The organism is Dictyobacter aurantiacus (assembly GCF_003967515.1).
GTDB lineage: Bacteria > Chloroflexota > Ktedonobacteria > Ktedonobacterales > Ktedonobacteraceae > Dictyobacter > Dictyobacter aurantiacus.
In genome coordinates this window covers 2900440-2925383 of sequence record NZ_BIFQ01000001.1, presented here as the reverse complement: position 1 = coordinate 2925383, position 24944 = coordinate 2900440, and the positions used below count along the sequence as shown (strand labels likewise).

Sequence of the window (24944 nt, the reverse complement as noted above, 5' to 3'; positions counted from 1 at the left end):
TGGTGCGCCATCGAGGGTGGGAGGAGCGTGTAATTGCTATGAGACATTTGCAACTGGCGAGAAACAATCGGACGCGAGGTCCGAACCTATGGGCATGGGGAAAATCGGACGCGAGGTCCGAATATATGGGGAGGCGATATGCGGGGATGTGGATCGTATGCGTCTGCGTGTTGGTGCTGGCTGGGTGCGGAGGGATGGGTGTGGATACGGGGGGTGTCCATCATGGTGTTAGCTGGAAGGGACGCGCCAGCGGCAATCCCTATATCAGTTGTCCCGGCGGTAGCCCGACGGCGCAGGCGCCCGTCAGCGGGACAGTTACGCTGACCGCCGCGGGCTGGAGCTCGACGCCGGCCGAGGATGCGCTGGTGCAGAAAAATCTGCAGAGTTTTGAGGCGTCGCATCCCAATATCAAGGTCAGATGGTCTCCCATTACCGGCGATTACCTGACCAAGATGCGAGCGAACGTGGCGAGCAACATCATGCCGGATGTCTTTTATGTGCAGCCGTTGATGTCTGGCCCATACATAAGTAGCGGCAAGCTGCTTGACCTCTCACCATATATGGCCAGGAGCGGCGTCAAGACCAGCGACTACTATCCCGCGCTCATCAATCCCTTTACCTGCACCAGCGGGCAGGTGTATGGTCTGCCGAAGGACTGGAATAGCCTGGGCATCTTCTATAATAAGCAGATGTTAAAGGGCGCGGGGCTGCCCACGCCAACCGCCAGCTGGACCTGGAGCGATCTGCAGCGCTACGCGCAGAAGCTGACCAGGAATCCCAGTCAGTCTGATAGCACCTACGGCATTACGCTGACCGCCGATGCCGCGCGCTGGAATGCCTTTCTGCTGGCAAATGGCGGGAGCGTCCTGAATAAGGACGGTACCCGCGCCGCCTTCAACGACGATGCGGGAGTCAAGGCCCTTGAGTATTATGATAGCTTCTTTAAGCAGAATACGGGCGTGCTACCGACTACGGTTGGCGCCTCTTATAGCGGCGATGCCTTCGGCAAGGGCAGGGCCGCCATGGTCATTGAGGGCGGCTGGCTGATCCCCTACCTGCGTTCGACATATGCGAACATGCAGTACGCCATCGCGCCCCTGCCGGTCTCTCCCATCAACAGACGCGGGAATCTGGCCTTTACCAACGCCTGGTCGGCCTCCGCCAGTACAAAGTATCCGGCGGCCGCCTGGGAGCTGATCAGGTACATGACCGGCCCTAGCGTTCAGGAGAGCCAGTTGAACGCCGGTTTCGCGTTGCCCACTCTGAAGAGCCTGGCCAACGCGCCCTACTTCGCATCGCATCCGGACTTCAAGGTGCTCTTCGACGCCGCCTCCTATAGCACCGCCGACTACTACGGTCCGCAGGACACCACGATCCGCACCGATCTCTCCAACGCGATCGATGCTGTCGTGCTGAACAGACAGGATGCGCAGGCGGCCCTCAATGACGCCGCCAGCAGGATCGACGACAAGTTGCAAAACGGATAACGCTAATCAAGCCGGACACATCTAGCAGAAAGAGCAGGTTAATGGCCACCAGGTCAGCACAAACTTCGAGGGCGCCAATGAGGCGTTGGGGCAGCCAATTGAAGCCCGGGCGCGGCACGATCTTGAAAAGGCATGCGGAGACGATCGCGGCCTACCTCTTCCTGGCTCCCTACCTGTTCGTCCTGGTTGTGTTCTCCCTCATCGTCTCAATCTACGGCATCGGACTCAGCTTCTTCCGCATCGATCTGGGCTTTAGCGGCGCCACCTTCGTTAGCTTCAGGAACTACGCGCAGATCTTCAGTCAGCTCGCCAATCCACGGCTGAGCGATTTCTGGACCTCGATGGGAAACATTATCAGGTTCACGATCGTAGTCGTCAGCGCGCAGACGGCGCTGGCGCTGGTCCTGGCGTTACTGTTGCATACCATCAGGCGCGGACGAGGCGCGTTCCGTACTATGTTCTACGTCCCGGCTGTGACCTCGTCGGTCGCCACCTCGCTGATCTTCCTCTGGCTCTACAACTCGGAAGGGGTGATCAACTTCCTGCTCTCGCTGATCGGGATTCACGGTCCCGACTGGCTGAACAACGTATTCTGGGCCTTACCCGCGCTGATGCTCCTCAATATCTGGAGCACAGCCGCCATGTTTATGATCTACTTCCTGGCCGCGCTGCAGGATCTGCCTAAAGATGTGCTGGAGGCCGCCGAGGTCGATGGCGCGGGCAGGCTGCAATCGTTCTGGTATATCACCCTGCCACTGCTGCGTCCGACGGTATTCCTGGTGGTAGCCCTGGGGACCATTGGCGCCTTCCAGATGTTCGACCAGGCCAAGTTTATGACCAATGGCCAGCCGCTCAACTCGACCCTGACACCAATGCTGGAGATTTATAACGAGGCCTTCCTCAACGGCGGCTTCGGCCAGGCAGCGGCCATGTCGATGATCCTCTTCAGCCTTATTTTTGTGGTGACGATTCTTCAGCGCCGCCTGATCGATCCAGGAACGCGGCGCTAGCTATGCGCAGGAGGGACAGATGGCACAGCTAACCTCGCGTCCGGCGCGGCCAATAACAGGAGAACAGGCGAAGCCTGAGAGGCAACCGGCACTCTGGGTCAAGGTCGTCGTTTATGCCTTCCTGGCCATCTTCACCATCACCTCTATCGGTCCCTTGATCTTTACCTTCGTCTCATCGTTCAAGACCATGGAGGATGTGCTGGCCTTCCCCCCGACGCTAATTCCACATCCTTTTGTCTGGAGCAACTATCAGCTCATCCTGGGCAATCCGCTCTTCCTACGCTGGCTGCTCAATTCCCTGGTATATGCGGCCGGAGCGACACTGCTGAATATGCTCTTCTCAGCCATGGCGGGATACGCGCTTGGCCGCATGAACTTTCCAGGCAAGAGCCTCATCTTCACCATCACGCTGGCCGTAATGATGATCCCAACGGCGATCACCCTGATCCCTAAGTTTATGGTTGTCAATAGCTTACACCTGGTCAACACCTACTGGGCCTTGATCCTGCCTGCGATGGCGCAGCCCTTCTCGGTCTTCATCATGATACAGTTTATGCGCGCGCTCCCCAAAGAGCTGGAGGAATCGGCCAGCATCGATGGCGCCTCACGCTGGCGCACCTTTTATCAGATCATCCTGCCGCAGGTGAAACCGGCCCTGACCGCCGTCATCATCCTCACCTTCCAAAATTCCTGGAACGACTTCCAATGGCCCCTGGTAGCCCTGGGCACGCAGAACATGTATACCCTGCCACTGGGGCTCTTCTTCTTCAAGAGCACCTACTACACAGAGTACAACCTGCTGCTGGCCGGCTCAATGTTCAATACCATCCCCATCCTGATACTCTTCTTCATCTTCCAACGCTACTTCATCGAAGGAGCCGTAGCCTCCGGAGTCAAAGGGTAATATAACAATTGTGAGTTGTTGCAGCAGGGCGCGAAAGCGCCCTGCTGCAACAACTCACAATTAACTGTTGAGCACCACAGGTGCGAACGTAAGGGGTGCAGGGGTCTCCCCACCCCCCACAAAACTTCTTTTTTCTTTTTCGCTCAACGGCAGGGGCGCGAAAAAAGAAAAAAGATTAGAAAATCCTTAAAAGCTATATTTGCCCTTGACTATTCAGTCAATCAGGAGTATTATTAGACCATACGAAAGGAGGTGGTGTGCATGTATGAACAACAACGCTGCACAGGCAGCGGAGATTTCCACACCTTCCAGACGAGAGGGGTGAGACGCTAACGCGTCTTATCACACCTGGCTTGGAGCCTGGTGCGGATTGTAAACCGACGTATTGGCCGGTAGTGAATTCTACCTGCCTGTGCAGTAATATCGGGGCAGCGACAGAAAAACTAATTTGTCGCTGCCCCGGTTTTTTTGTGCCCAAAACAGGGGAGATGGTGTCGTTTGGTGGAACGTACGCACCCGGGGACGTGGCCGCGTTGCGTCAAGCCAGGGCAAGCCCGGTTGAGAATGCCCCCAGCATCCTCGCCAACGGGGGCATTTCCGTTTTTCTTGTTGCGTCTCTCTTTGAGAAATCCGGTACCATGCGGGTTTGATGGTATCGCCCTCCCGACGTTTATCTTGACAGCAGTACCCTACATACAAAAAGCTGGTCATGAAGAATTTATTCACTGCCTGTTAAGAAAACAAGCATAAGCTTGACACGCTCTATTTTATACATTACTGTACTTAAGGTAGTATTTAACCAATGATGTCTACAAATAGGAGCAGGGAGTGCTTTCAGCTGAAATTTTTTGCGCCAACTGCGGCGCGGCCAATAAGCCAGAGGATGATTATTGTTTCGCCTGCCATGAACCGTTGCAACATGCGAGCGCGCCGGTCGCGGTTAGCACGGCGCCGGCAAAGCAGTTGCTGCGGCAGCGCTACCGGGTGCTGGAGCGGCTGGGCCAGGGCGGCATGGGCTCGGTCTATAAGGCCGAGGACACCGAGCTGGGCGACCGTCCGGTAGCGATCAAGGAGCTTAGTCAGCGTGGACTCAATCAGCAGGAGTCACGGGAGGCAGAAGAATCTTTTAAGCATGAGGCTCTGCTGCTGGCCGGACTGATGCATCCGAACCTGCCACGTATCTATGAGAACTTTTCGGAGTCTGGTCGCTGGTACCTGGTGATGGACTTTATCGAGGGTGAGACGCTGGAAGAGTACCTGGTCAAGCGGGGCGGCAAGCTGCCGTGGTCCGAGATCTATGAGATCGGCATCCAGCTCTGCTCGGTGCTGCAGTATCTGCATACACGTCCCACGCCGATCATCTTCCGCGATCTGAAACCGCTGAACGTGATGCTGACCCCCAACCACCAGGTCTACCTGATCGACTTCGGCATCGCGCGCCTGTTCAAACCGGGACAGGCCCACGACACCATCGCCTTTGGCTCGCCCGGCTATGCCGCGCCCGAGCAATACGGCAAGTCTCAGACGCGACCGAGCGCCGACATCTATAGCCTGGGCGCCATGCTGCACCAGATGCTAACCGGCATCGATCCCTCCACCACGCCCTTCGCCTTCAGCAAGGTACCCAACATACCGATCTCGCTGCAGGCCCTGCTCGATCAGATGCTGGACCTCAATCCTGGCAAGCGCATCGCCTACGTGGAGATGGTGCGAGAGGCACTGCAGCGCATCAACAGCAAAAACTCGACGCTCCTCTCCTCTGCCAACCGCGTCGCGACGGCGCCGGCCAGCCAGAACAGGCCAGCCACGCCCGTCTATACACCACCCACCACCAGTCAGCCGGCCACGCCGAAGCTGTCGTATGTAGCATCCAGGATCAACCAGTCGACCAGCGCCGGGACAGCCAGTGCCACCGGCGTGGCGGCCAGTCAATCCAAGAGCAACGCCGCGCCCGACTTCAATGGGAGCAAGCCGGGATATCAATCGTTCGTCTATGTTCCGGGCACCTACAGCCCAGATCCAGATCAGAATACAAATACACCACTGTCGGAACCTGTAATGCCAGATTCATATATAGGCAAAAGCGTTCGCACCTATCCAGGCCATATGGGCATCGTCACCTCGCTCTGCTGGTCACCATCGAGCCAGCAGATCGCCTCGGCAGGAAAAGACAGAACGGTCCAAATGTGGCATGTCAGGGGCGGTGGGCAGATGCAGATCTATGCGGGCAACCTGGAGAACTCGCGTAGCAGTAGCATTGAAGCTGTCGCCTGGTCGCCTGCAGGCAAGCTGCTGGCCTCCGCTAGCGACGACGGCATAGTGCAGGTCTGGACCAGCGACTCCCTGCAAACCAGATTCACCTATCGGCAGCCCAGACAGCATATGCATGCCCTGGCCTGGTCACCCGATGGTGAGTGGCTCGCCTCCGCCAGCAATGCCAGCCTGCACATCTGGAAAGCGCTGAACGGCGAGACCATCGCCAGCCGTGAAGCTGGTTATGGTACCATCAATTCTGTTGCCTGGTCACCCGCTACGAACAACCTGGTGCTGGGATATGAAGAGCGCATTGTGGAAGTGATGAACCTGACGCAGCAGCGGAGCTGGAAGCGGGAAGCCATCTACCGGGGACACCAGGCCGCGGTCAATAAAGTCGCCATATCGCCCGATGGCACACAGGTCGCCTCGGCCAGCGCCGACAAGACTGTACAGGTGTGGGACACCACCAGCGGCCAGCGCAGACTGAGCTATCACGGCCACACAGCCGCCGTCTATACACTGGACTGGTCGCCCGATGGCCAGAACCTCGTATCCGCCAGTGCCGACGGCACCATCCAGATATGGGATGCCAATGATGGCACCCTGCGCTTCACCCATCCCAGCCACAATCCCACCGTCTACGCCATTGCCTGGTCGCCCGACGGCCGCTACATAGCCTCCAGCGCCCACAGCCAGGTACACGTCTGGCAGGCCAGCGACAAATAGAAAAAAGGATGACAGGATCGGACAACTGCTCCAATCCTGTCATCCTTTTTTCTTGCTCTTTTTTTACCTTTCCTAAAATGCTGACTTTATGGTATGCTGTACCCATCATCACATTAGAATAAAAGTTTCAGGTCAGGCACCTCATGATTCGATGAAGATCATCATGTGACCTTTTTGCTTGCCCCTCACTCCAGACTGCAGGTAGAAATGATAAATACGACAACAGATGTCAACTATTGTACGCTATACTAAATAGGTTCCGTTAGAACACGCATTCAAGACCCCTCAGAAGTTGTTACTGTGATCATCTATAACAGTACAGTTATGCCATGATTTATGGGTAAACGTTTACCCCTTGTTTCTTTGTAGTGCATTTCGAGACTCCATGTGGAGGTACCCCTTGCTAGCCAAACGCGAGTTTACAGTTGCCGATGAGTATCGCTACAACTGGTCCAGCCCGGTACGCTGGATTGCGTCCCATCTTTTACGCTATAAATTCTATCTATTCGGATTTATGCTCTTATGCATTGCCACCAATGCGCTCTACGCTTCAATTTCATTTCTGACTGGCTCGGCATTCAACACGGTCTTAAACAAAGGAACGGCCATCAGCCAGCTCGGTGTAATCGCGCTTTCACTGTTAGGAGTTATCGTCTGCCAGGGGATCTGTGACCTGGGGGCGCGCCTGTTCGCTGAGATTTTGAGTAAGCGCTTCGCCCGCAACGCTCGTGAGGAGCTCTACACCAGTCTGCTGGGGAAGAGCCAGACCTTCCACAATCGTCAGCAGGTGGGAGATGTGATGGCGCGCGCCTCCAACGATATGGCACAGCTGAGCGATATGGTCTCGCCGGCGTTCGACGTCATCTTTGACTCGTTCACCAGCCTGACCATCAATGTCCTCTTCATTAGCCTGGTCAATCCACAACTGCTGCTGGTCCCAGGTCTCTATATTATCGCCTTCTTCTTTGCATTGCGCCGCTATTCACGCCAGCTCAGCCCGGTATCGGATCAGATGCGCGAAGAGTTTGGAAAAACCAACGCCGTATTGAACGAGGCGGTGGCGGGGATCGAGGTCGTCAAAGCCACGGCGCAGGAGAAGCAAGAGGTGCGCAAGTTTATCACGCGCGCCAGCCGCTACCGCGACTTCTACGTCGAGAACGGCAAGATTCAGGGCCGCTACCTGCCCACCCTGATCCTGGGTGTAGCACTGGCACTGGCCTTCCTGCACGCCCTGTACCTGCTCTCGCAGCACCAGATCTCGCTGGGCGCGCTGATTACCTTTATGGGCCTGTGCACTAACCTGCGCTTCGTTACCTTCATGTCCATCTGGAGCTTCGGCCTGGTGCAGCTCGGCATCTCCGGAGCCCGGCGCATCCTCGCCCTGATGAAGGAAGAGACCGAGATGGACGAGAATGCCGGCGGTTATCACGAGCAGATGCGCGGTGAGATCGCCTTCGACCACGTCACCTTTAGCTATGGCGAGACCCCCATTCTGAAGGACATCTCGTTCCGGGCCAGACCAGGCCAGACCGTCGCCATCGTCGGCCAGACCGGCGCGGGCAAGAGCACGCTGACCAAACTGGTCAATCGCATCTATGATGTCAACGCGGGCAGCGTCAAGATCGACGGGATCGATGTGCGCGATTGGGATATGGACAGCCTGCGCTCGCAGATCTCGACCATCGAGCAGGATGTGTTCCTGTTCTCGCGCACCATCGCGGAGAACATCGGCTATGGTCTGGGATCGAAGGCCGATCGAGCCGCCATCGAGGCGGCCGCGCACGATGCCCAGGCGCACGAGTTCATTGAGAGCTTTCCACATGGCTACGAGACCGAGATTGGCGAGCGCGGCGTCACCCTCTCAGGCGGACAGCGCCAGCGCCTGGCCATCGCACGCGCCCTGCTCACCGATCCACGCATCCTGATCCTGGATGACTCGACCAGCGCCATCGATAGCGCCACCGAAGACGAGATCCAGAAGGCCATTCGTCGCCTACTGGAGGGGCGTACCACGCTGCTGATCACCCATCGCCTCTCGCAGATCCGCTGGGCCGACAGCATCCTGGTCCTGCGCAAGGGCGAATTGATCGATCAGGGGACACACGAAGAACTGCTGGCACGCTGCGAGACCTATCGGCGCATCTTCTCGCACTATGACTCGGCCGTCCCAGCCTCAGCAAGTAGTGGGGATTAAGAGGAGAAAGGAATTTTCACATGGGCTTTATCATGGCGGGTCTGGATGCCGAGGCATACGATCGCAGTTATACCGATGGACAGTTGATCAAACGCATCATCCGCTACTTCAAACCAAAGCTACCTCTGATGATCGCCATCATCGTGCTGGTGGTACTCAACTCGTGTCTTGATACGGCGTTCCCGCTGCTGATCTCCAACAGCATCGACACGCTGGTCAGCACGCGTGCCATGGAGGCGGCCCTCGGACTGGTCATCTTCATCCTGTTCTCAGGCGCGCTCTCCTGGACCTGTAATATGTTCCGCCAGCGCTTTACCGCGCGCTCGGTAGGGGATGTCGTGCTGCAGTTGAGGACCGACGCCTTTAGCGCTGTCATGTCGCGTGACATGTCGTTCTTCGACGAGTTCTCATCCGGCAAGATCGTCAGCCGCGTCACCTCGGATACCGAAAACTTCGCCACCGTGGTCACGCTAACCCTGAACCTGCTCAGCCAGGTGCTGCTGTACATCTTGATCGTCATCGTGCTCTTCTTCCGCAGTCCCCAGCTAGCTCTGCTGACCCTGAGCATCATGCCCCTGATCATCGGGGTCGCCCTGGGATTCCGCACGCTGGCGCGCAAGTTCACACGCAACGCCCAGCGCTCCCTGGCGCGCGTCAACGCCAACGTGCAGGAGATCGTCAGCGGCATCACCATCGCCAAGAACTTCCGCCAGGAACAGAACATGTACGACGAGTTCAAGCAGATCAATGCGCAGTCGTACTATGTCCATCTGCGCTCCGGCTTTCTATACAACGGCATCTTCCCGGTGCTGGTCTTTATCGCCAACATCGGCACCACGCTGATCGTCTACTTCGGTGGACGTAGCGTGGTCAGCGGCACCATCTCGGCCGGCGACTGGTTCCTGTTCATTCAGAGCCTGGGACTGCTCTGGCAACCGCTGACGAGCATCGCCTCGTTCTGGAGCCAGTTCCAGCTGGGTCTGGCCGCCAGCGAACGCGTCTTCGCGCTGCTGGATGCCGAGCCACGCGTCTACCAGGTCGATCAGCAACCGGTCCAACAAATCAAGGGCAAGATCACCTTCCAGAACGTCTTCTTCAGCTACGATGACCGGCAGACGGTGCTGAAAGACTTCAGCCTGACCATCAAGGCCGGTGAGACGGTGGCCTTCGTCGGCCATACCGGAGCCGGTAAATCGAGTATTGGCAAGCTGATCTCCCGCTTCTACGAGTTCCAGGGGGGGCAGATCCTGATCGATAACCGCGATATCCGCAGCTTCGATCTGCACGACTATCACCAACGGCTGGGGATCGTGCCACAGTCTCCATTCCTGTTCTCGGGGACAGTGGCCGACAATATCCGCTATGCCAGACCAGACGCCACCGATGAGGAGGTCCGGGAGGTAGCAGAGCGCATCGGCAACGGCGACTGGATCGAGGCTCTGCCCGAAGGTCTGGGAACCATGGTCGGCGAGACCGGACGTTCCCTGTCAATGGGGCAACGCCAGCTGGTGGCCCTGGCTCGCGTCCTGCTGCAGGAGCCGGGCATCATCATTATGGACGAAGCCACGGCCAGCGTCGATCCGTTGACCGAGGCCCAGATCCAGGAAGGGCTGGATGTGATTTTGGAGCACAGGACCGCGATCGTGATCGCGCACCGCCTCTCAACCATCAAGCACGCTGATCGCATCATCGTCCTCGACGGTGGTCGCATCGCTGAAGAGGGAACACACGAAGAGCTGATGGAGCGCGGGGGCCACTACTCCGAGCTCTACAACACCTACTTCCGCCACCAATCCCCAGACTACAAACCGGGCGAAGGGTTTGTGCCGACGCGCATCTAATAATAGATGCGCGTCGGGGCGCGGCCCCTGCCCACTCGCCGCCTACGGCGGCAGAAGAGAGAAATAAAATTTTGTGGGGACACCCCACACCCCGGCAGGAGGGCCTCGCCGGCCCTCCTGCACCTCCCGCTTTATATATCATGCAACGGTGATGGGGACGGTGTGGTAGCCGGAGGAACCGTTGGGGAGGGGGGAGGCGATATGGGGATCCTGTACGTTCCCTTGCAAGTCGGTGGCGCGGACGACAATGCTGTAGCTGCCAGCGGCGGGCTGCCAGGGGAGCTCCCATAGGACCCAGGTGAGCGCGGAAAGGGGACGACGCAGGTTGGCCTTTTGCCAGCTCTTGCCGCCATCCAGGCTGACCTCGACCTGGCTGATGCCTTTGTTGCCGGAGAAGGCCACACCGGCGATATAGGTCTGCTTGCCGGCGCTGATCTTGCTGCCATACGTGGGAGTATCGATGCGCGAGGTCATCTTGATGGGGGCGGGATCGCTCCAGCCGTTCTGCTGCCAGTAGCCCTGATAATCGGTGTTGACGACCTGGATGCGCGTGATCCACTTGACGTGCTTCATGCCATAGATACCGGGGACGAGCAGACGAGCGGGATAGCCATGGGATGTGGGCAGCGTCTCGCCGTTCATCTTGATAGCGACCATCGTCGTCGGCTCTAGAGCCTTGGCGAGGTGGATACTATCGCTGTAGCTATCAGCGGCATAGAGTACGACCTTGGTGGCACCCGGCTTGATAGTCCCGGCACGCGCCAGCAGATCTTTCAGCGCGATACCTTCCCACAGGGCGTTGCTCATATAGCTACCGCCCACCTCGTTGCTGATGCACATCATGGATTCATACTGCCTGTGCGTGGGCAGAGCCAGCAACTCTTTGTAGCTCATGGTATAGGGCTGCGAGACCAGGCCATCCACCATCAGCTCCCAGTCATCCCCCTTCACGCTGGGATCTGACACCAGGTTCTTGGAGACGCCATAGAATTGCTCGTTGCTGGTGATCTCGGGAGAGAGTCCGGGGACCGGCTGCCATTCGCCATACACCGGCTGCGGCGGAGGCGAGATCTTCTGCTGATACTTATCCAACAGATTCGATTGGGTCTGGGCGTCGGCCGTACCGCCCGTGCCGCCGCCACCCACGCCGCTAATGAAGCGCCACGCGGCCACCCCCAGCGTCCCCAGGCCCAGCACCACCAGTCCGTTGCGAATCAACGAACGGCGCTCGATGCGTTTGCTCTCCAGCACATCGGCCGTCTCCTGATCGGATGACGCTGTCCGGCGCAGCAGACGCCAGGTCAGCCAGTTATGCAGGAAGATAAACAGCATTCCATAGACCACACCGGTCACGGCCAGGCTGACCATGGTATTGAACGCACCGGTCGCCAGCTGCGCGCCGAAAACACCAGAGCCAGTCAGCGGCAGAAAGATCAGACCGCTGAAGAGCCAGAGCACGAAAGCCAGGAGCAGACCGACGCCATAGTTCAGGTCCCCCTGCTCATCGCGCCACTGCCCGAAGTTCAGCCGATCGACCAACAGGTTGCAGAGTCCGCCGAAAAGGGCGAAGACCAGGCATTGTCCAATCAGAATAATATACAGTAGGTAATGCTTGGCATCGCCGCCCAGCGTGGCATGCAGATAATCAAACACAGGTAGTGGTAACGACTGCGCGATCGCCGATCCCAACGCCTCGGGCAGAGAAACGCTCCCCATCGTCAGACTCAGCAACAACATCAGCACGGTGGCCAGAATGCCGGCCAGCAGTCCCGCCAGCGCTCCGCGTCGCCAGCGCTCCCTCTTAGTAGTAGCAGCAGGTAATGCACCCATCATGGTCCTCATAATCGCGAATATAATTTCAGAATAAATAATCCATCTATTCAACACCATTATATTCATTTCCACGCACACCCGGCGACATTTTTACCATTCCAATGGATAATCGAATGCACGAATGGTCCCCTCACACGATCATGCCGCCTACGGGGGACATGATCGTGTGGGGAACGCACCTACGGCGATGAGGCGGTGATGTCGAAGGTGGTGGAGGCGTCCGGGGCGCCAGGAGAGGAGATGTGGACGCGAACCTCCCAGGTGCCGCTCATACCGAGGTGGGCCTGGGCCTGGTAGATGCCGGGGGATTGTTGTTGGGCGGTGATCGCCTCGGTTCCCATATCCATGGTGGTCATTGAGCTGGACAGGGTAACATGGGCGTTGCTCACCAGCTGGCCGGCCGCTTTTTTGACGATCTGCAAAGAAAGATGAGCTGGCTGGCTGGTCGGTGGCGGGTTGGGATCAACGCGTAACGTAACCTCGTAGGGTCCGGCCTGCGCTACCTGTACGGGCGCAGTGGGATGGTGAGGGAGCAATGATTCCAGCGAGGTACCGATGGTGGTAATCACGATCAGGAAGCCCAGTCCCAACACCACAATTAAAAGTTGTCGTCTCTTCATATAATCTGTTATAGAGGATTTTCAATCCGACGGATGGACATGAAAAAGGTGGGTTATGCCTGCACACCCCTGCCTATTAGAGAGAAGGTTCTATCATGACGAGCAGGGGCGAAGCATAACCCACCAGAAACAGTCTGCTAACGAATGTAAGCTCGCGTATTATTTTCTATCTTTCCTGTATTATATCTGATTGCGCAGGCTATTACCAGTCACAAACGACCAGATCGCAAAACGGGAATGGCAGAGAATAGAAAAAGAGTCAGTTTACTGTTGGCGCAGCCCGGCTAACTGACGTATAATATCAATAACACCGTCAACTCCCAGAAGGTACAACGAGGTGCTAGAGACAAAGACAGTGCAGTCCGGGTTCAAGGCATACCAGTTCGATAGAAATGTACTGTTTGTTTTTCTTGCGACAAGCCATTTGGCGACAGGCAAGCTGAAACAGGGCTGATCAGTATATGTAGCAGCCCTGGGCAATGGCACCTCTGGTGGATGTCCAAATGGGCGAGAGCAAGAGCCAGGAGGCCAGAAAACAATGCCGAAGCGGCGCATGAACGTGCCACTTCAATCGAGAGTGTGTGCCTGGGCACCACTCTCATTTATCGCCTCAAGCCCGACCTCCCGCCTCCAGAATCGAGGAAAAAATGTACAAAGGTCAATCTGGAATGTGGTCCTGGCTGCTTCACCGCGTCACAGGGCTCGGTATTTTGCTCTTTCTGTTTATCCATATCGTCGACGTCTCAATGCTCAGCTTTGGCGCCGGAGTGTATAACCAGAGCGTCACCCTATTTGATTATTGGATTGTGCGCCTGTTATCGCTGGCCCTGATAGGAGCAGTACTCTACCACGCCTTCAATGGCGTCAGAATTATGGCCATCGACTTCTGGCGTAAAGGATCTCGCTATCAGCGTGTGATGTTTTGGATTGTCCTGGCTGTAACCATCATTGTCTTCATTCCCATGGCCTACGTGATTATGGTGCCCGCCTTCCACTGGTTAACACAAGCGCCACACACAACAGCAGGTCGCTAGACGGCCCTTCTACGATGGAAAGACCATCTCGAGTACAATGATGAAGCATACTCAATGTAAGGAGAAGCATCTTTATGCTGCGTATTTCTAGCGGACGTGGACCTCGACCTGTTGCTGGCGGGTTCGAAACATTTTCCTGGTATTATTTCCGTATTTCAGGGGCACTACTACTCGTACTGGTAATCGTGCACCTACTTATTATGCACATCGCCAACGATGTATCCTGCACCACCTATGCATTCGTTGCCATGCGCTATAGCAACGTCTTCTGGCGTGTCTTTGACTGGCTGTTGCTCACAGTGGGACTGACCCATGGCATGAATGGATTGCGCGTGGTCATCGACGATTACGTGCACGCACCGGGGGCACGCATGTGGCTCTTATCCATCTCCGCCCTCCTGCTGGTGGTCTTCTTTATGCTGGGGACGCTCACCCTGATTACCTTCCCAACGGTTCCTGGTGCGACGGGACCACTCTGTATTCCCAAATAGTGAGGATGAATTATGTATCAGAAGTTTGATGTGGTTATTGTTGGCTCTGGCGGCGCCGGTCTGATGGCAGCGATGCAACTTCCCAATGCCAGTGTTGCGGTTCTGACCAAGGTTTACCCCACCCGTTCACATACCGGAGCAGCGCAAGGTGGCGTTGCTGCGGCCCTCGGTAACCAGGAAGAAGATCATTGGAAATGGCATATGTACGACACCGTCAAGGGCGGTGATTACCTGGTTGATCAGCCGGCCGCCGAGATTCTGGCGCGCGAGGCGATCGACGCGGTCTACGAACTTGAGCACAGGGGACTCCCCTTTAACCGCACAGACGATGGGCGCATCGACCAGCGTCGCTTCGGCGGTCACACCCGCAACTTCGGCGAGGGGCCGGTGCGCCGCTCCTGCTATGCCGCCGACCGCACGGGTCACATGATCCTGCAGACCATGTATCAGAACGCTATCAAAAACGAGGTGCGCTTCTTCAACGAGTTCCTGGTGCTGGATCTACTGATCAATGACGGGCAGGCCTGCGGTGTCGTCGCCATGGAGATCAAATCGGGCGAGATCCATACCTTCCACGCCAAAGCGGTATTATTCGCCACTGGTGGCTATGGCCGCGCCTGGCGCGTGACCAGCAACGCCTTTGCCTGTATGGGTGATGGCATGTCGATCGCCTATCGCCGGGGCATTCCGCTGCAGGACATGGAGATGTACCAGTTCCATCCCACCGGCATCTACAAGGTCGGCGTCCTGCTCAGTGAGGCGGCCCGTGGTGAGGGCGCCAAGTTGCTCAACGGCAAAGGCGAATACTTCATGGAGCGCTACATGCCAGTCCTAAAGGACCTGGCGCCCCGCGATATCGTCTCGCGCTGTATCGTGCAGGAGATCAATGATGGCAACGGCGTCGACGGCAAGGACTATGTCTACCTGGATGTGCGCCACCTGGGCGCTCAGAAGATCGCCGAGAAGCTGCCCGACATCACCGACTTCGCCCGCAACTACCTGGGCGTCGAGCCGATTACAGAGCCGGTGCCGATCCAGCCAACCGCCCACTACGCCATGGGTGGCATCCCAACCGATACCGACGCTCGCGTCGTCATCGATCCGCAGTGGACCCCCATGCCGGGCTTCTATGCCGCTGGAGAGGTCGCCTGCGTCTCGGTCCATGGCGCCAACCGCCTGGGCACCAACTCGCTGGTGGACCTGATCGTCTTCGGACGACGAGCGGGCAAGCACATAGCGAAGTTTATTCAGGAGAACGACTTCGCTCCCCTGCCAGAGAACCACGAGGAGTACTCGCGTGCATATATCGATCATCTCTACAGCTCGACCGGCGGTGAATCGGCAGCCCGTATCCGCAGCGACCTGCAGAACGAAATGATCGATAACGTCTTCGTTGAACGTGAAGACAAAGGCATGCGCCACGCCCTCGACGAGATCGCGGGCCTGCAAGAAGCCTACAAAAACGTCCAGCTACAGGACAAAGGCAAACGCTTCAACACCGAACTGGTGGAGGCGGTCGAGCTAGGCTTCCTGTTAGACTGCGCCGAAGCTACCATCCATGGAGCCCTCGCCCGCACCGAGAGCCGGGGCGCCCACTTCCGTCTTGATTATCAGAAACGCGATGACGCGAACTGGCTCAAGCACACCCTGGCCTATCGCGGCACTAAAGCACATGATGTACGCCTGGACTATAAAGATGTGATCCTCATTGACGATCCGATCTTCAAGCCCAAGGAACGCAAATACTAGAGGAGTTGGCAATGAACGTACTGATACGTATTAAGCGCTACGATCCAGAACGAGATGCGAAGCCCTATTGGGACGAATTCCGGGTCGAGGCCGATCCGATCGATCGCCTGCTGGACGCGCTCAACACGATCAAATGGACGATGGACGGCACCCTCACCTATCGTCGTTCCTGCGCCCACGGAGTTTGTGGCTCGGACGCGATGCGCATCAATGGCCGCAATCGCCTGGCGTGTAAGGTGCTGATGCGTGATGTCGGCAACAAAGTCACCATCGAACCGATGCTGGGTTATACTGTCATTAAGGACCTGGTGGTCGATATGGATCGCTTCTTCGATAAATATCGCTCGATCAAACCCTTCCTGATTACGCATGATAACGAGCCCGGCACCGAGCGCTTGCAATCTCCGGCGGAGCGTGCGCGCTACGACGAGGGCACCAAGTGTATCCTGTGTGGCGCCTGCACCGGCTCCTGCCCCTCCATCTGGGGCAATCCTGACTGGGTGGGTCCGGCCTCGATTGTGAACGCACACCGCTTCATCTTCGATAGTCGAGACCAGGGCGCCGCCGAGCGACTGCAACTGTTGAGCCGCAAAGATGGCGTCTGGCGCTGCCGCACCATCTTCAACTGCTCCGATGCCTGTCCACGTGGTATCCCTGTCACCGACCTGATTGAAGAGGTCAAGCGTGCCGTCGTCTACGGCGGTCCTGAAGACGCCTGATAGGTTAGCTGGCGCGCGAAAGAAAAGGGGTCGGATCAGGATCCAGCCCCTTTTCTTTCGCGCGCGGCTGACTCTTTTTATATGGGGTGCGTAAGTGCCCCCGCACGCGCGTCCGCTGCGCGGCCGCACTGTTTTATTGAGTTGGTGGATCGGGTGCGCATCCGCGCACCCGATCCACCAACTCAATACAGATTTGGGAGCACCTGAGAGGCGCAAAAGCTCAGATGGGCCGCAGGCGATAATCATGAGTGTGAGACACATTCTGATAGGGAGCATTTATATGACAGTAGCAACCGAGAGCTGGCAGCATCATGATATGATGACCAATACCATTCGCATGCATTACGTCACCCAGGGTGAGGGTCCGCTGATCGTTCTGCTACACGGTTTTCCCGAATTCTGGTACTCATGGCGACTGCAGATCCCCTTTCTGGCCAACCTTGGCTATACCGTGGTCGCACCCGACCTGCGCGGCTACAACGATAGCGACAAACCAACCAGCGGCTATGATATTCCCACCCTGCTCCTCGATATCGTCGGCCTGATCAAGGGCCTGGGGTACGAAAAGGCGATTATCATCGGACACGACTGGGGCGGCGCCCTGGCCTGGAGCTTTGCCATCGCCTATCCAGAGATGACCGAGAAGCTGGTGGTATTAAACGCTCCCCATCCAGGCGCCATGCAGCGCGAACTGCGCACCCTCAAGCAGCTGCGCAAGAGCTGGTATATCTTCGCCTTCCAGCTTCCCTGGCTGCCAGAATACCTACTGGGACGCAACCATGCCGAGCTCATCGGGCGCATACTCAAGGAGGCGGCCGTGAAAAAGGAAGCCTTCCCACCAGAAGTCATCGCCCATTATCGAGAAGCCATGAACAAGCCGAAGACGCTAACCTCCAGCATCAACTATTATCGCGCGCTCGCTAGAAGACCACAGAATCTGTTGGATCGCCGCCTTGTCGGCGTCATCAACATGCCCACCCTCCTCATCTGGGGCGAGCAGGATGTAGCGCTGGACATCGCGCTCACCGAGGCGCTGGACCAGTGGATCACCAACCTGCAGGTCAAACGCATCCGCGATAGTGGACACTGGGTACAACAGGAGCAACCAGAGCTCGTCAACCGCTTCCTGCGCGAATTTCTACAGTCCCAACCCAAAAGTGTATAAGCTTAGTGATGTTGTATGGTGGTGCCATGCATGGCACCCACCACACAACATCACTAAATGCAGTAATTTTTTCTTTAAGATTGTAAAAGCAGTGTTTTTTTGTGTAAAATAGATATATATGCATATATACGTCTGCGACAACACGCGACTCCTGCTATTACTTATATTTGATAGGGATTTATTTGTGCTGATATCATCCCTGTGAAATACGCGAATAGTGGATAAAACACACTCTATCTGGAAAACGGTGTATAACCTCTGTATTTACATGTATTTTAGTTAAAGGCTGCCAGAGAGGCCCGCTATCTCTGCACAAAAAATGAGTACAACATCATCGCAACCTGAGGACTCCATGTCGCGTACTGATCCTGCTGCTAATCAGGCAGAGATGCCATCCGAAAATGTGCCCGTCAGCGGACAACCATTGTCATCGCCGGACCGGTACGACGCCAGTGGGCTTCCCACCGCAAAAGTACCCGCTGCCGCGGCTCCGGAACATGCCTGGCCGGGGTCTGCACCCTCATATCCGGCATATTCATCGTCCGCGCCAACGTACCCCGTATATCCGCCAGCGCCGCCCTCGTATCCCGGATATCCCAATAGCGGATTTCCAGGCGCTCCCGTGCCAGCCCCGGCGCGTCGCCCCAAAGGCATTGCCAGACCGCTCCCCGTCTGGGCATTTGTCCTGGGTCTGCTCGTGATCGTCGGATCGCTAATCGCGATCTTTTTCACCGGCAACGACTGGACCGATGGGGATCTGCGCATGTCATTTGCTGCGGCGGGAATCGCGGTTTTCCTCTTGATCGTGCTCGGCATTCGTTCTGTGGTCGGCATGGCGTCCAGCAATAATCCACATCGTGTGAGGCAATATGTCTCCTCCGTCCTGGTCATTATCATCTTATTTACCAGTGGAGGTGCGGGACTGCTGGTGCATAGCTCGCTGCATGCCCCCCAGGCCCATTTCCTGGAGGGCCAGCAACAGTGGGAGCAGGCCATCAGCGAATATCAGATGGCTGGCGAAAAGTCTCCCAGCAGCATCAACCTGGCGCGTACTTATGTTGAATGGGGTGAAAGCCTGAGCCAGAAAAAACAGTACCAGGCCGCCAACGGCAAGTTTGAGATGGTGCAAAACAATTTCGGCCAGCTAACAGACGAGGTCCACCGCGCGCAGAAAGACGAGATGCAGTCCTACATAGACTGGGGCCAACAGGAGGCGAGCCAGGGACACTATAGCGACGCCACCAGTCACTTCGACTACGTCCTTAGCCTGTCCTATTGCGACTCCAATTGTAAATCTCAGGTCAGCCCGTTAGACGCCACCGCCTACTACAATCAGGCGGAAATGATGTTGAGCAAGAAAAACTATCAGGAGGCCGTCACCAGCTTTGAGGTGGTAACGAATCGCTTCCCGCAGGCGCCCGAGGTAAGCAAACAGCATAAAGACATGAGTAAGGCTTTGCTAGGCAAGGGCAAGCAAGACAAAAGCACCCTGTGTGAAACAGCCGTACCCGTTTATCAGGAGCTGGCCAACAAATTTGCCGACACGCCCGAGGGTCGGGAGGCAAAGACAGCCCTGAGCGTTCCGCAGCCTGTGTTGGGACACTTCGTCAAGGATGTGCCCAAACTCAGTGACGGTTATGTAAAGATCAATGCCGCCTTGCTGCAGAATCTGGACCCCAACATTGGCAGTGACGCCTTCTACCAGCAGTTAGCCAACGCTCCGGCGGCCACCATCAGCGATGATGGACACTTCAAGTTCCAACCTCTGGCGCCCGGCAACTACGATCTTGTGTGGGGTTTTATGCGCAGCGATGGCTCACAGCTTTACATGTTCTATCATTCAAAGACGACCAACCAACCCGTTTATGTCGCGCAGGTGGGTCAGCTCTGCCCCTTTGATTTTGGGGATATTCAGGACTCCTTCATGGCCACCAATTAGACCGCTGCAATGGCGAGGCAACACACAGTAAGAAGCGGGGGAGCGACTGGTCTGGTCGCTCCCCCGCTTCTTACTGTGTTTCTCGTTCGCAAACCCGTTCTCATTTATGCTTCTACAGATCTCCGCCCGGGGCGCGGCCCCCCATCAAGCTCAGCCGCTGGCTCCTGTAGCTGCAATACCAGCTGTACAATAGGTTCATGCCTTGCCACATCCGGATATCCACCAGTAACGTCGACTTCTTGCCGCTGGAGTACTCCCAGTGGGCTATCTGCTTCAATGACCTGCTCCATCCATTGCATGCCGCAGATTCCACATATCCCATGGCTTGCCTCATAGAGCTTGGGTAGCGGTAAGGGAGACAGACGCTCCCCCGCGCTGTTGATTAAGCGCAGGCACCAAGCGCATTGACGCACCATACATCCACATCCTTTCTCAGCAGGCGTCTCCTCACAAACAGATAAGGAGTCGTTTTTTGGCATTTTAAAAATCTATGCCCATAGATTTTTGATACATTGATCCCAGGAAAAACACATTTTTATGTATGAATTCTTACACATACACAATAAACGGTAACCGCTTGAGATTTCGCGATAGATGAGAAACCTGGATATAATTCACTGCCACCTTCCACCAGGCCAACTTCCTCGGGACGCGGATACAAGATGATTATACTGTGGACAGCAATCAACGCAACGGTCCAATAGCTACACATATTCTTGTTCCCTATCTATTATAATCAATCTTTAGCCAAATAATGAGTAAATTTCGACCTGTTTTTGGAAAATGAATAAAAACACATGAAAGTGTGTATGACGCAGGGTGCTGAGCACCCCGCGTCATACACACGACTCTAAATGGGTGTGTTGTGGCAGGGGGGCGCGGATGCGCCCCTGCCACAACACACAAAAACGAGGGTGGCCGCGCACGTGGGAGTGCTGAGCGCCCGCACTCTCCCGAAGAATGGTTGAATGCCCGCAACATTTTCACCAGTGTTGGTGCATGGACTCGTCAAGCGCCCCGCACTCTTCCGAAGAATGGTTGAATGCCCGCAACATTTTCACCAGTGTTGGTGCATGGGGCGCGTCAAGCGCCCCATGCACCAACACTAAAAAAACGAGGGCGGCCGCGCATGCGGCCGCCTGTGCGAGAGCGCGAATGCTCCTTTCAGCCACAAAAGGTTACATATTGTTATCTTTTGCTGCATGATATACTGTCTAGTAACAAATAAATACAAATTGGGACATGCGCGATGTTCCTTCTCTCTATAAAAGGAGCTCTCTCTATGAACCTCTCGCATCGGAGGGCTGGTGCGCTATCGGTGATAGCTTTGCTGCTCGTTTTGCTGATGCTGGCGGGCTGTGGCAGCGGTAGCACGTCAAAGACAGCGCCGACTCCGACAGAAACGCCCGCGAAACCCACTCCTACCGTCGCTAGCGGACCCGGACAGAATATGCTGGATACGATGACGCATACACTGGATAACGCGAAAACGCTGCATGGCATCTTCAATCTGGACAGCGCGAGCCAGGCCTTCAATGGCACAGTTGAAACCGAGCTGTGGAAGGCGGCCCCCGATAAGAGCCGTACCACTGTCCTGAAATCGACCCTGGCGCAGGTGAGTGCGGGTGCCCTATCGGTAAGCGATGGACAGCAGATATGGCAGTATGATCCGGCAAAAAAAGTAGTGTATACAGGAAAAGTGAGCCACGACGCCAATACACCCGATACGCAGAGCAGGGGAATCGCCGGCTCTACCGGCGGCCAGAGCCAGAGTCTGCTCAACGTCATTCAGAGTATCTTTGATCATAGCAATGGTACCCTGCGCTCTTCTTCGACCCGGGTTAATGGGCGCACGGCCTCGGACATCCATGTCGTGCCGCGTACCAGCGATAGTGGCGCTGATACCACGAGCTTTAACTATAGCGGCGAGATCTACGTCGACAATGCGACCCGGCTACCACTGAAAGTTGATCTGAATATCAATAACCTGGGAAAGATCACGGTCGACATCCCACAACTGGAGCTGAATAAGCAGGTGGACAATAAATTGTTTACCTTTACAGCTCCCACAGGCACAAAGACGCGTCCATTATCAGATCTCAGTGGGAATCAGGACACGGGCAAGCTAACGCTTGCCCAGGCCCAGAAGCAGGCGGGTTATCATCTCCTGAGTATCCCGGCCGATCAGGGCGAATACACGCTGACTGGCGTCACCGCGCTGGGAACTCCTGGTCTGCAAACCTATACTTTAAGCTATATGAAGGGCAGCCAGGCTTTTACGCTGGCCGAAGGGAAGCCGCTGGCCAATCTGCCCGGTCGCGGTACGGCGACCACGATACGTGGCGGCAATGGCAACCTCTATAACTCCAACGGAAATACCACCCTCTCATGGACCGAAAAAGGGGTGGGGTATCGCATCAGTGGCGCGATCAGCGCCACTGATGCGAAGCAGATTGCAATGCTGCTTTCTTAAAAATGTGGGGCCGCTGACGCGGCCCCACATTTTTATATGTATGTGCGCATCGGTGGACAGGTTGCGCTGAGCGCAACCTGTCCACCGATGCGCACATACATATAAAGCTGGCAAAATGTGTAGACGCATGTGCGCCCGCGCCGAGCTGAGCGCGGCCTGTCTCCATATGCGCACATACATATAAAGCTGGCAAAATGTGTAGACGCATGTGCATATACATGACGATAAGTGATAAAAAATGTGCTGCAGCGCATTTTTTATCACTTATCGAATTACCTACTGGGCCAATGTGTCGTGGACGACGGCGGCGAGGGCTTTGATGAAGAGGGGGCTGGTGTTGAGGGATTCGATGCGAGCGAACCGGATGCCGTGCTCTTCTGCCTGTTCGCGGGCGCCAACTTCGATGTCGTAGAGGATCTCCAGGTGATCGGCCAGGAACTGGACGGGGGCGATCAAGACGTGTTGTTTGCCAGCCTCTTTTAATTCGGGCATGACATCGGCGAAGTCTGGCTTAAGCCATTCTTCGGGGGTGTGACCGGCGCTCTGATAACAGAACATCCAGCGATCATCGGCCAGCCCCGCGCGTTTGGCGATCTCGGCGGCGGTCTCTTTGAGGTGATTGATATAGTCTGGTTCGTTCTCGATGACGCGTTTGGGCATGCTGTGGGCGGTTAGCAGCACAGGAACCTGGTCGCGCACGTCTTTGGGAAAGCGTGCCAGCGCCTGCTGAACGCGCTCGGCCACCGCCTGGATGAAGAAAGGCTGCAGGTGCCAGTCGGTCGAGATCTTCAGCTGCAGGTCATCGCGGTGCAGATTTTCATAGGCCTGCCGCAGCGTTTTGATGTAACCGCTCATGATAATCGGCGAATACTGGGGCGACATAATGATGCCCACCAGGTATTGCGCGCCGGCGGCCGTCTCGGGTACCATATCTGCCACGAACGGTGGCGAGAAACGCATACCGGCGGTCACATGGTAGGTGGTACCATTGGTACTGTTCGCGTTCAACTCCTGCTCCAGCGCCTCAGCCTGATCGCGCGTAATGCGGATCAATGGCGAGCCGCCGATCAAGGCATAGCGACGCCGGAACTCGGTCAATACCTCTTCAGAAGGCTCTCGGCCACCATACACATTCTTAATATAGGCAGGAATATCATCCAGGGTAGCCGGCGAACCATACGTCATCAACATGACGCCAACGTGTTTCTTTGTCATCTGTTTCTTCCCTTATCTCTTTGTCGTTTCATGGACAGCTTCAACCAGGCGGCGCAGCAAGTCGGGATCGGCCGCCATCGGGATGCCATGTCCCAGATTGAAGATATGGCCAGGCCGATTGGCCGCCCGACGCAACACATCCTGCATACCAGCCTCTACCACAGGCCAGGAGGTCAACAGCAGGGTCGGGTCCAGGTTGCCCTGGATGCCTCGCTCCAGGCCGATGCGCTCCCAGGCCGTATCCAGCTCGACACGCCAATCAACGCTAATAACGTCGCCGCCAGCTTCAGCCATATTTTCCAGCAAGGATGCCGCGCCGGTCCCAAAATGGATCGCCGGCGCGCCCGTCTGTTTGATGGCCGCGAAGATCCGCTGTGTATAGGGCAGCACAAAGCGGCGATAGGCGCTGGGACCCAGCGTCCCAATCCAGCTCTCAAAGATCTGGATCACGTCGGCCCCCGCAGAGATCTGCGCCAGGACATACTCGGTGACAACACCGGTCACCTTCTCCATCAAGGTATGCCAGAGGTCAGGCTGGCTATACATAAGAGACTTGGCGGTCGCGTAATCGCGCGAAGGCTTGCCCTCGATCATATAACAGGCCAGCGTAAAGGGTCCGCCCGAGACGCCGATCACGGCCTGCTTCCCCTCCAATTCACGCCGCACCAGGCGCAGAGACTCAAGGATATAGGGCACAGACTCCTCAATGTTCATCAAGCGCAGCGCCTCCACATCTTGAGCGGAACGGATCGGGTTATGGATCACGGGTCCCTCGGTACGCAATTCAAAATCAATGCCCATACCTTCTAGAGGCAGCATGATATCGGCGTAGAGAACTGCCCCATCAACCCCAAAGCTCTCGACCGGCATCATAGTCATGCGGGTACACAGCTCAGGAGTTTTGATGAGGGTTAAGACATCGTATTTTTCGCGTAGCTCATGATACCCTTTCGAGCTACGACCGGCCTGGCGCATGAACCAGATTGGGGTTGCATCGGGCTGCTCATGCCGGCAGGCGGCCAGAAAACGCGCAACGCCAGTTGAAGGAACATGCGACGATCGGGCGGTAGAGGCAGGTATTCTATCTTGTTGCATAAATGTTCCTTGTCAGATTTTTGCACATCCACCAGGGGGGTCTCGCATAAGCGTTATTAAGCAGAGGGCTAGCCCTCTGCACTCCCAGTGCGGGTAGTGCAGGAGGGCGGTCAGTCCTCCTGCCGGGGTGTGGGGTGTCCCCATGCTCTCCTTTCTCCTCTCGCGCCGCCTGCGGCGGCGCGAAAAAAGAGAA

Annotated in this window: 18 protein-coding genes; 13 read left to right on the top strand and 5 right to left on the bottom strand. The window is 56.4% G+C overall.

Features of this window, described 5'->3' with window-relative positions:
* Positions 1-194 precede the first annotated feature (194 nt).
* The 6 genes from KTT_RS11760 to KTT_RS11735 all read left to right on the top strand — a co-directional run bounded on the left by KTT_RS11760 (position 195) and on the right by KTT_RS11735 (position 10418).
* A complete protein-coding gene (locus KTT_RS11760; protein WP_235845682.1) occupies positions 195-1487 on the top strand; it encodes an ABC transporter substrate-binding protein in 1293 nt (430 codons plus the stop codon).
* A gap of 41 nt (positions 1488-1528) precedes the next feature.
* Entirely contained in the window at positions 1529-2497 is a 969-nt protein-coding gene (locus KTT_RS11755; protein WP_126596153.1) for a carbohydrate ABC transporter permease, read from the top strand.
* Positions 2498-2516: 19 nt separating this feature from the next.
* Entirely contained in the window at positions 2517-3401 is an 885-nt protein-coding gene (locus tag KTT_RS11750; RefSeq protein WP_126596152.1) for a carbohydrate ABC transporter permease, read from the top strand.
* An 828-nt stretch (positions 3402-4229) separates the two neighbouring features.
* A complete protein-coding gene (locus KTT_RS11745) occupies positions 4230-6383 on the top strand; it encodes a serine/threonine-protein kinase (protein WP_126596151.1) in 2154 nt (717 codons plus the stop codon).
* A gap of 400 nt (positions 6384-6783) precedes the next feature.
* Positions 6784-8577 carry an ABC transporter ATP-binding protein gene (locus tag KTT_RS11740; protein ID WP_235845680.1) on the top strand — a complete coding sequence of 598 codons (1794 nt, stop codon included), beginning with the start codon at positions 6784-6786 and terminating at the stop codon, positions 8575-8577.
* 20 nt (positions 8578-8597) lie between these two features.
* A complete protein-coding gene (locus KTT_RS11735; RefSeq protein ID WP_126596149.1) occupies positions 8598-10418 on the top strand; it encodes an ABC transporter ATP-binding protein in 1821 nt (606 codons plus the stop codon).
* 138 nt (positions 10419-10556) lie between these two features.
* Here KTT_RS11735 and KTT_RS11730 read toward each other — a convergent pair whose 3' ends face one another.
* Entirely contained in the window at positions 10557-12251 is a 1695-nt protein-coding gene (locus tag KTT_RS11730) for a molybdopterin-dependent oxidoreductase (RefSeq protein ID WP_160145807.1), read from the bottom strand.
* Positions 12252-12430: 179 nt separating this feature from the next.
* Complete coding sequence (locus KTT_RS11725) at positions 12431-12871, bottom strand: FixH family protein (RefSeq protein WP_126596147.1); 441 nt, start codon at positions 12869-12871, stop codon at positions 12431-12433.
* 647 nt (positions 12872-13518) lie between these two features.
* On the opposite strand from KTT_RS11725, the gene sdhC reads away from it, so the two are divergent.
* The 6 genes from sdhC (at position 13519) to KTT_RS11695 (ending at position 19968) form a co-directional block, all read left to right on the top strand.
* Positions 13519-13905, top strand: a complete 387-nt coding sequence (gene sdhC, locus KTT_RS11720; RefSeq protein WP_126596146.1) for a succinate dehydrogenase, cytochrome b556 subunit — start codon at positions 13519-13521, stop codon at positions 13903-13905.
* Positions 13906-13979: 74 nt separating this feature from the next.
* A complete protein-coding gene (locus tag KTT_RS11715) occupies positions 13980-14396 on the top strand; it encodes a succinate dehydrogenase/fumarate reductase transmembrane subunit (RefSeq protein ID WP_174844788.1) in 417 nt (138 codons plus the stop codon).
* Between the two features lie 12 nt (positions 14397-14408).
* Positions 14409-16145, top strand: coding sequence for a succinate dehydrogenase flavoprotein subunit (gene sdhA, locus KTT_RS11710; RefSeq protein WP_126596145.1), 1737 nt, complete (start codon positions 14409-14411; stop codon positions 16143-16145).
* A gap of 11 nt (positions 16146-16156) precedes the next feature.
* Positions 16157-16864, top strand: coding sequence for a succinate dehydrogenase iron-sulfur subunit (locus KTT_RS11705; protein ID WP_126596144.1), 708 nt, complete (start codon positions 16157-16159; stop codon positions 16862-16864).
* A 280-nt stretch (positions 16865-17144) separates the two neighbouring features.
* Positions 17145-18029, top strand: a complete 885-nt coding sequence (locus KTT_RS11700) for an alpha/beta fold hydrolase (protein WP_126596143.1) — start codon at positions 17145-17147, stop codon at positions 18027-18029.
* Between the two features lie 352 nt (positions 18030-18381).
* Positions 18382-19968, top strand: a complete 1587-nt coding sequence (locus KTT_RS11695) for a tetratricopeptide repeat protein (protein ID WP_126596142.1) — start codon at positions 18382-18384, stop codon at positions 19966-19968.
* A gap of 104 nt (positions 19969-20072) precedes the next feature.
* Here the strand turns inward: KTT_RS11695 and KTT_RS11690 are convergent, their stop codons facing one another.
* Positions 20073-20384 carry a hypothetical protein gene (locus KTT_RS11690; RefSeq protein WP_126596141.1) on the bottom strand — a complete coding sequence of 104 codons (312 nt, stop codon included), beginning with the start codon at positions 20382-20384 and terminating at the stop codon, positions 20073-20075.
* An 866-nt stretch (positions 20385-21250) separates the two neighbouring features.
* Between KTT_RS11690 and KTT_RS11685 the strand changes: the two genes are divergently transcribed.
* A complete protein-coding gene (locus KTT_RS11685; RefSeq protein ID WP_126596140.1) occupies positions 21251-22441 on the top strand; it encodes a LolA family protein in 1191 nt (396 codons plus the stop codon).
* A gap of 276 nt (positions 22442-22717) precedes the next feature.
* On the opposite strand, the gene hemH is transcribed toward KTT_RS11685, so the two are convergent.
* Complete coding sequence (hemH, locus tag KTT_RS11680; protein ID WP_126596139.1) at positions 22718-23656, bottom strand: ferrochelatase; 939 nt, start codon at positions 23654-23656, stop codon at positions 22718-22720.
* 12 nt (positions 23657-23668) lie between these two features.
* On the bottom strand, positions 23669-24751 hold the full coding sequence (gene hemE / locus KTT_RS11675) for a uroporphyrinogen decarboxylase (protein WP_126596138.1): 1083 nt from the start codon (positions 24749-24751) through the stop codon (positions 23669-23671).
* Between the last annotated feature and the right edge of the window lie 193 nt (positions 24752-24944).

Bases quoted from the DNA above. Each gene is read 5' to 3' on its own strand.
- sdhA (WP_126596145.1), top strand. From the start codon at position 14,409: ATGTATCAGAAGTTTGATGTGGTTATTGTTGGCTCTGGCGGCGCCGGT.
- hemH (WP_126596139.1), bottom strand. From the start codon at position 23,656: ATGACAAAGAAACACGTTGGCGTCATGTTGATGACGTATGGTTCGCCG.
- hemE (WP_126596138.1), bottom strand. From the start codon at position 24,751: ATGCAACAAGATAGAATACCTGCCTCTACCGCCCGATCGTCGCATGTT.
- KTT_RS11750 (WP_126596152.1), top strand. From the start codon at position 2,517: ATGGCACAGCTAACCTCGCGTCCGGCGCGGCCAATAACAGGAGAACAG.
- KTT_RS11760 (WP_235845682.1), top strand. From the start codon at position 195: ATGGGTGTGGATACGGGGGGTGTCCATCATGGTGTTAGCTGGAAGGGA.
- KTT_RS11690 (WP_126596141.1), bottom strand. From the start codon at position 20,384: ATGGTGCGTCAATGCGCTTGGTGCCTGCGCTTAATCAACAGCGCGGGG.
- KTT_RS11715 (WP_174844788.1), top strand. From the start codon at position 13,980: ATGCTGCGTATTTCTAGCGGACGTGGACCTCGACCTGTTGCTGGCGGG.
- KTT_RS11700 (WP_126596143.1), top strand. From the start codon at position 17,145: ATGACAGTAGCAACCGAGAGCTGGCAGCATCATGATATGATGACCAAT.
- KTT_RS11725 (WP_126596147.1), bottom strand. From the start codon at position 12,871: ATGAAGAGACGACAACTTTTAATTGTGGTGTTGGGACTGGGCTTCCTG.
- sdhC (WP_126596146.1), top strand. From the start codon at position 13,519: ATGTACAAAGGTCAATCTGGAATGTGGTCCTGGCTGCTTCACCGCGTC.
- KTT_RS11730 (WP_160145807.1), bottom strand. From the start codon at position 12,251: ATGATGGGTGCATTACCTGCTGCTACTACTAAGAGGGAGCGCTGGCGA.
- KTT_RS11685 (WP_126596140.1), top strand. From the start codon at position 21,251: ATGAACCTCTCGCATCGGAGGGCTGGTGCGCTATCGGTGATAGCTTTG.
- KTT_RS11735 (WP_126596149.1), top strand. From the start codon at position 8,598: ATGGGCTTTATCATGGCGGGTCTGGATGCCGAGGCATACGATCGCAGT.
- KTT_RS11705 (WP_126596144.1), top strand. From the start codon at position 16,157: ATGAACGTACTGATACGTATTAAGCGCTACGATCCAGAACGAGATGCG.
- KTT_RS11755 (WP_126596153.1), top strand. From the start codon at position 1,529: ATGGCCACCAGGTCAGCACAAACTTCGAGGGCGCCAATGAGGCGTTGG.
- KTT_RS11695 (WP_126596142.1), top strand. From the start codon at position 18,382: ATGTCGCGTACTGATCCTGCTGCTAATCAGGCAGAGATGCCATCCGAA.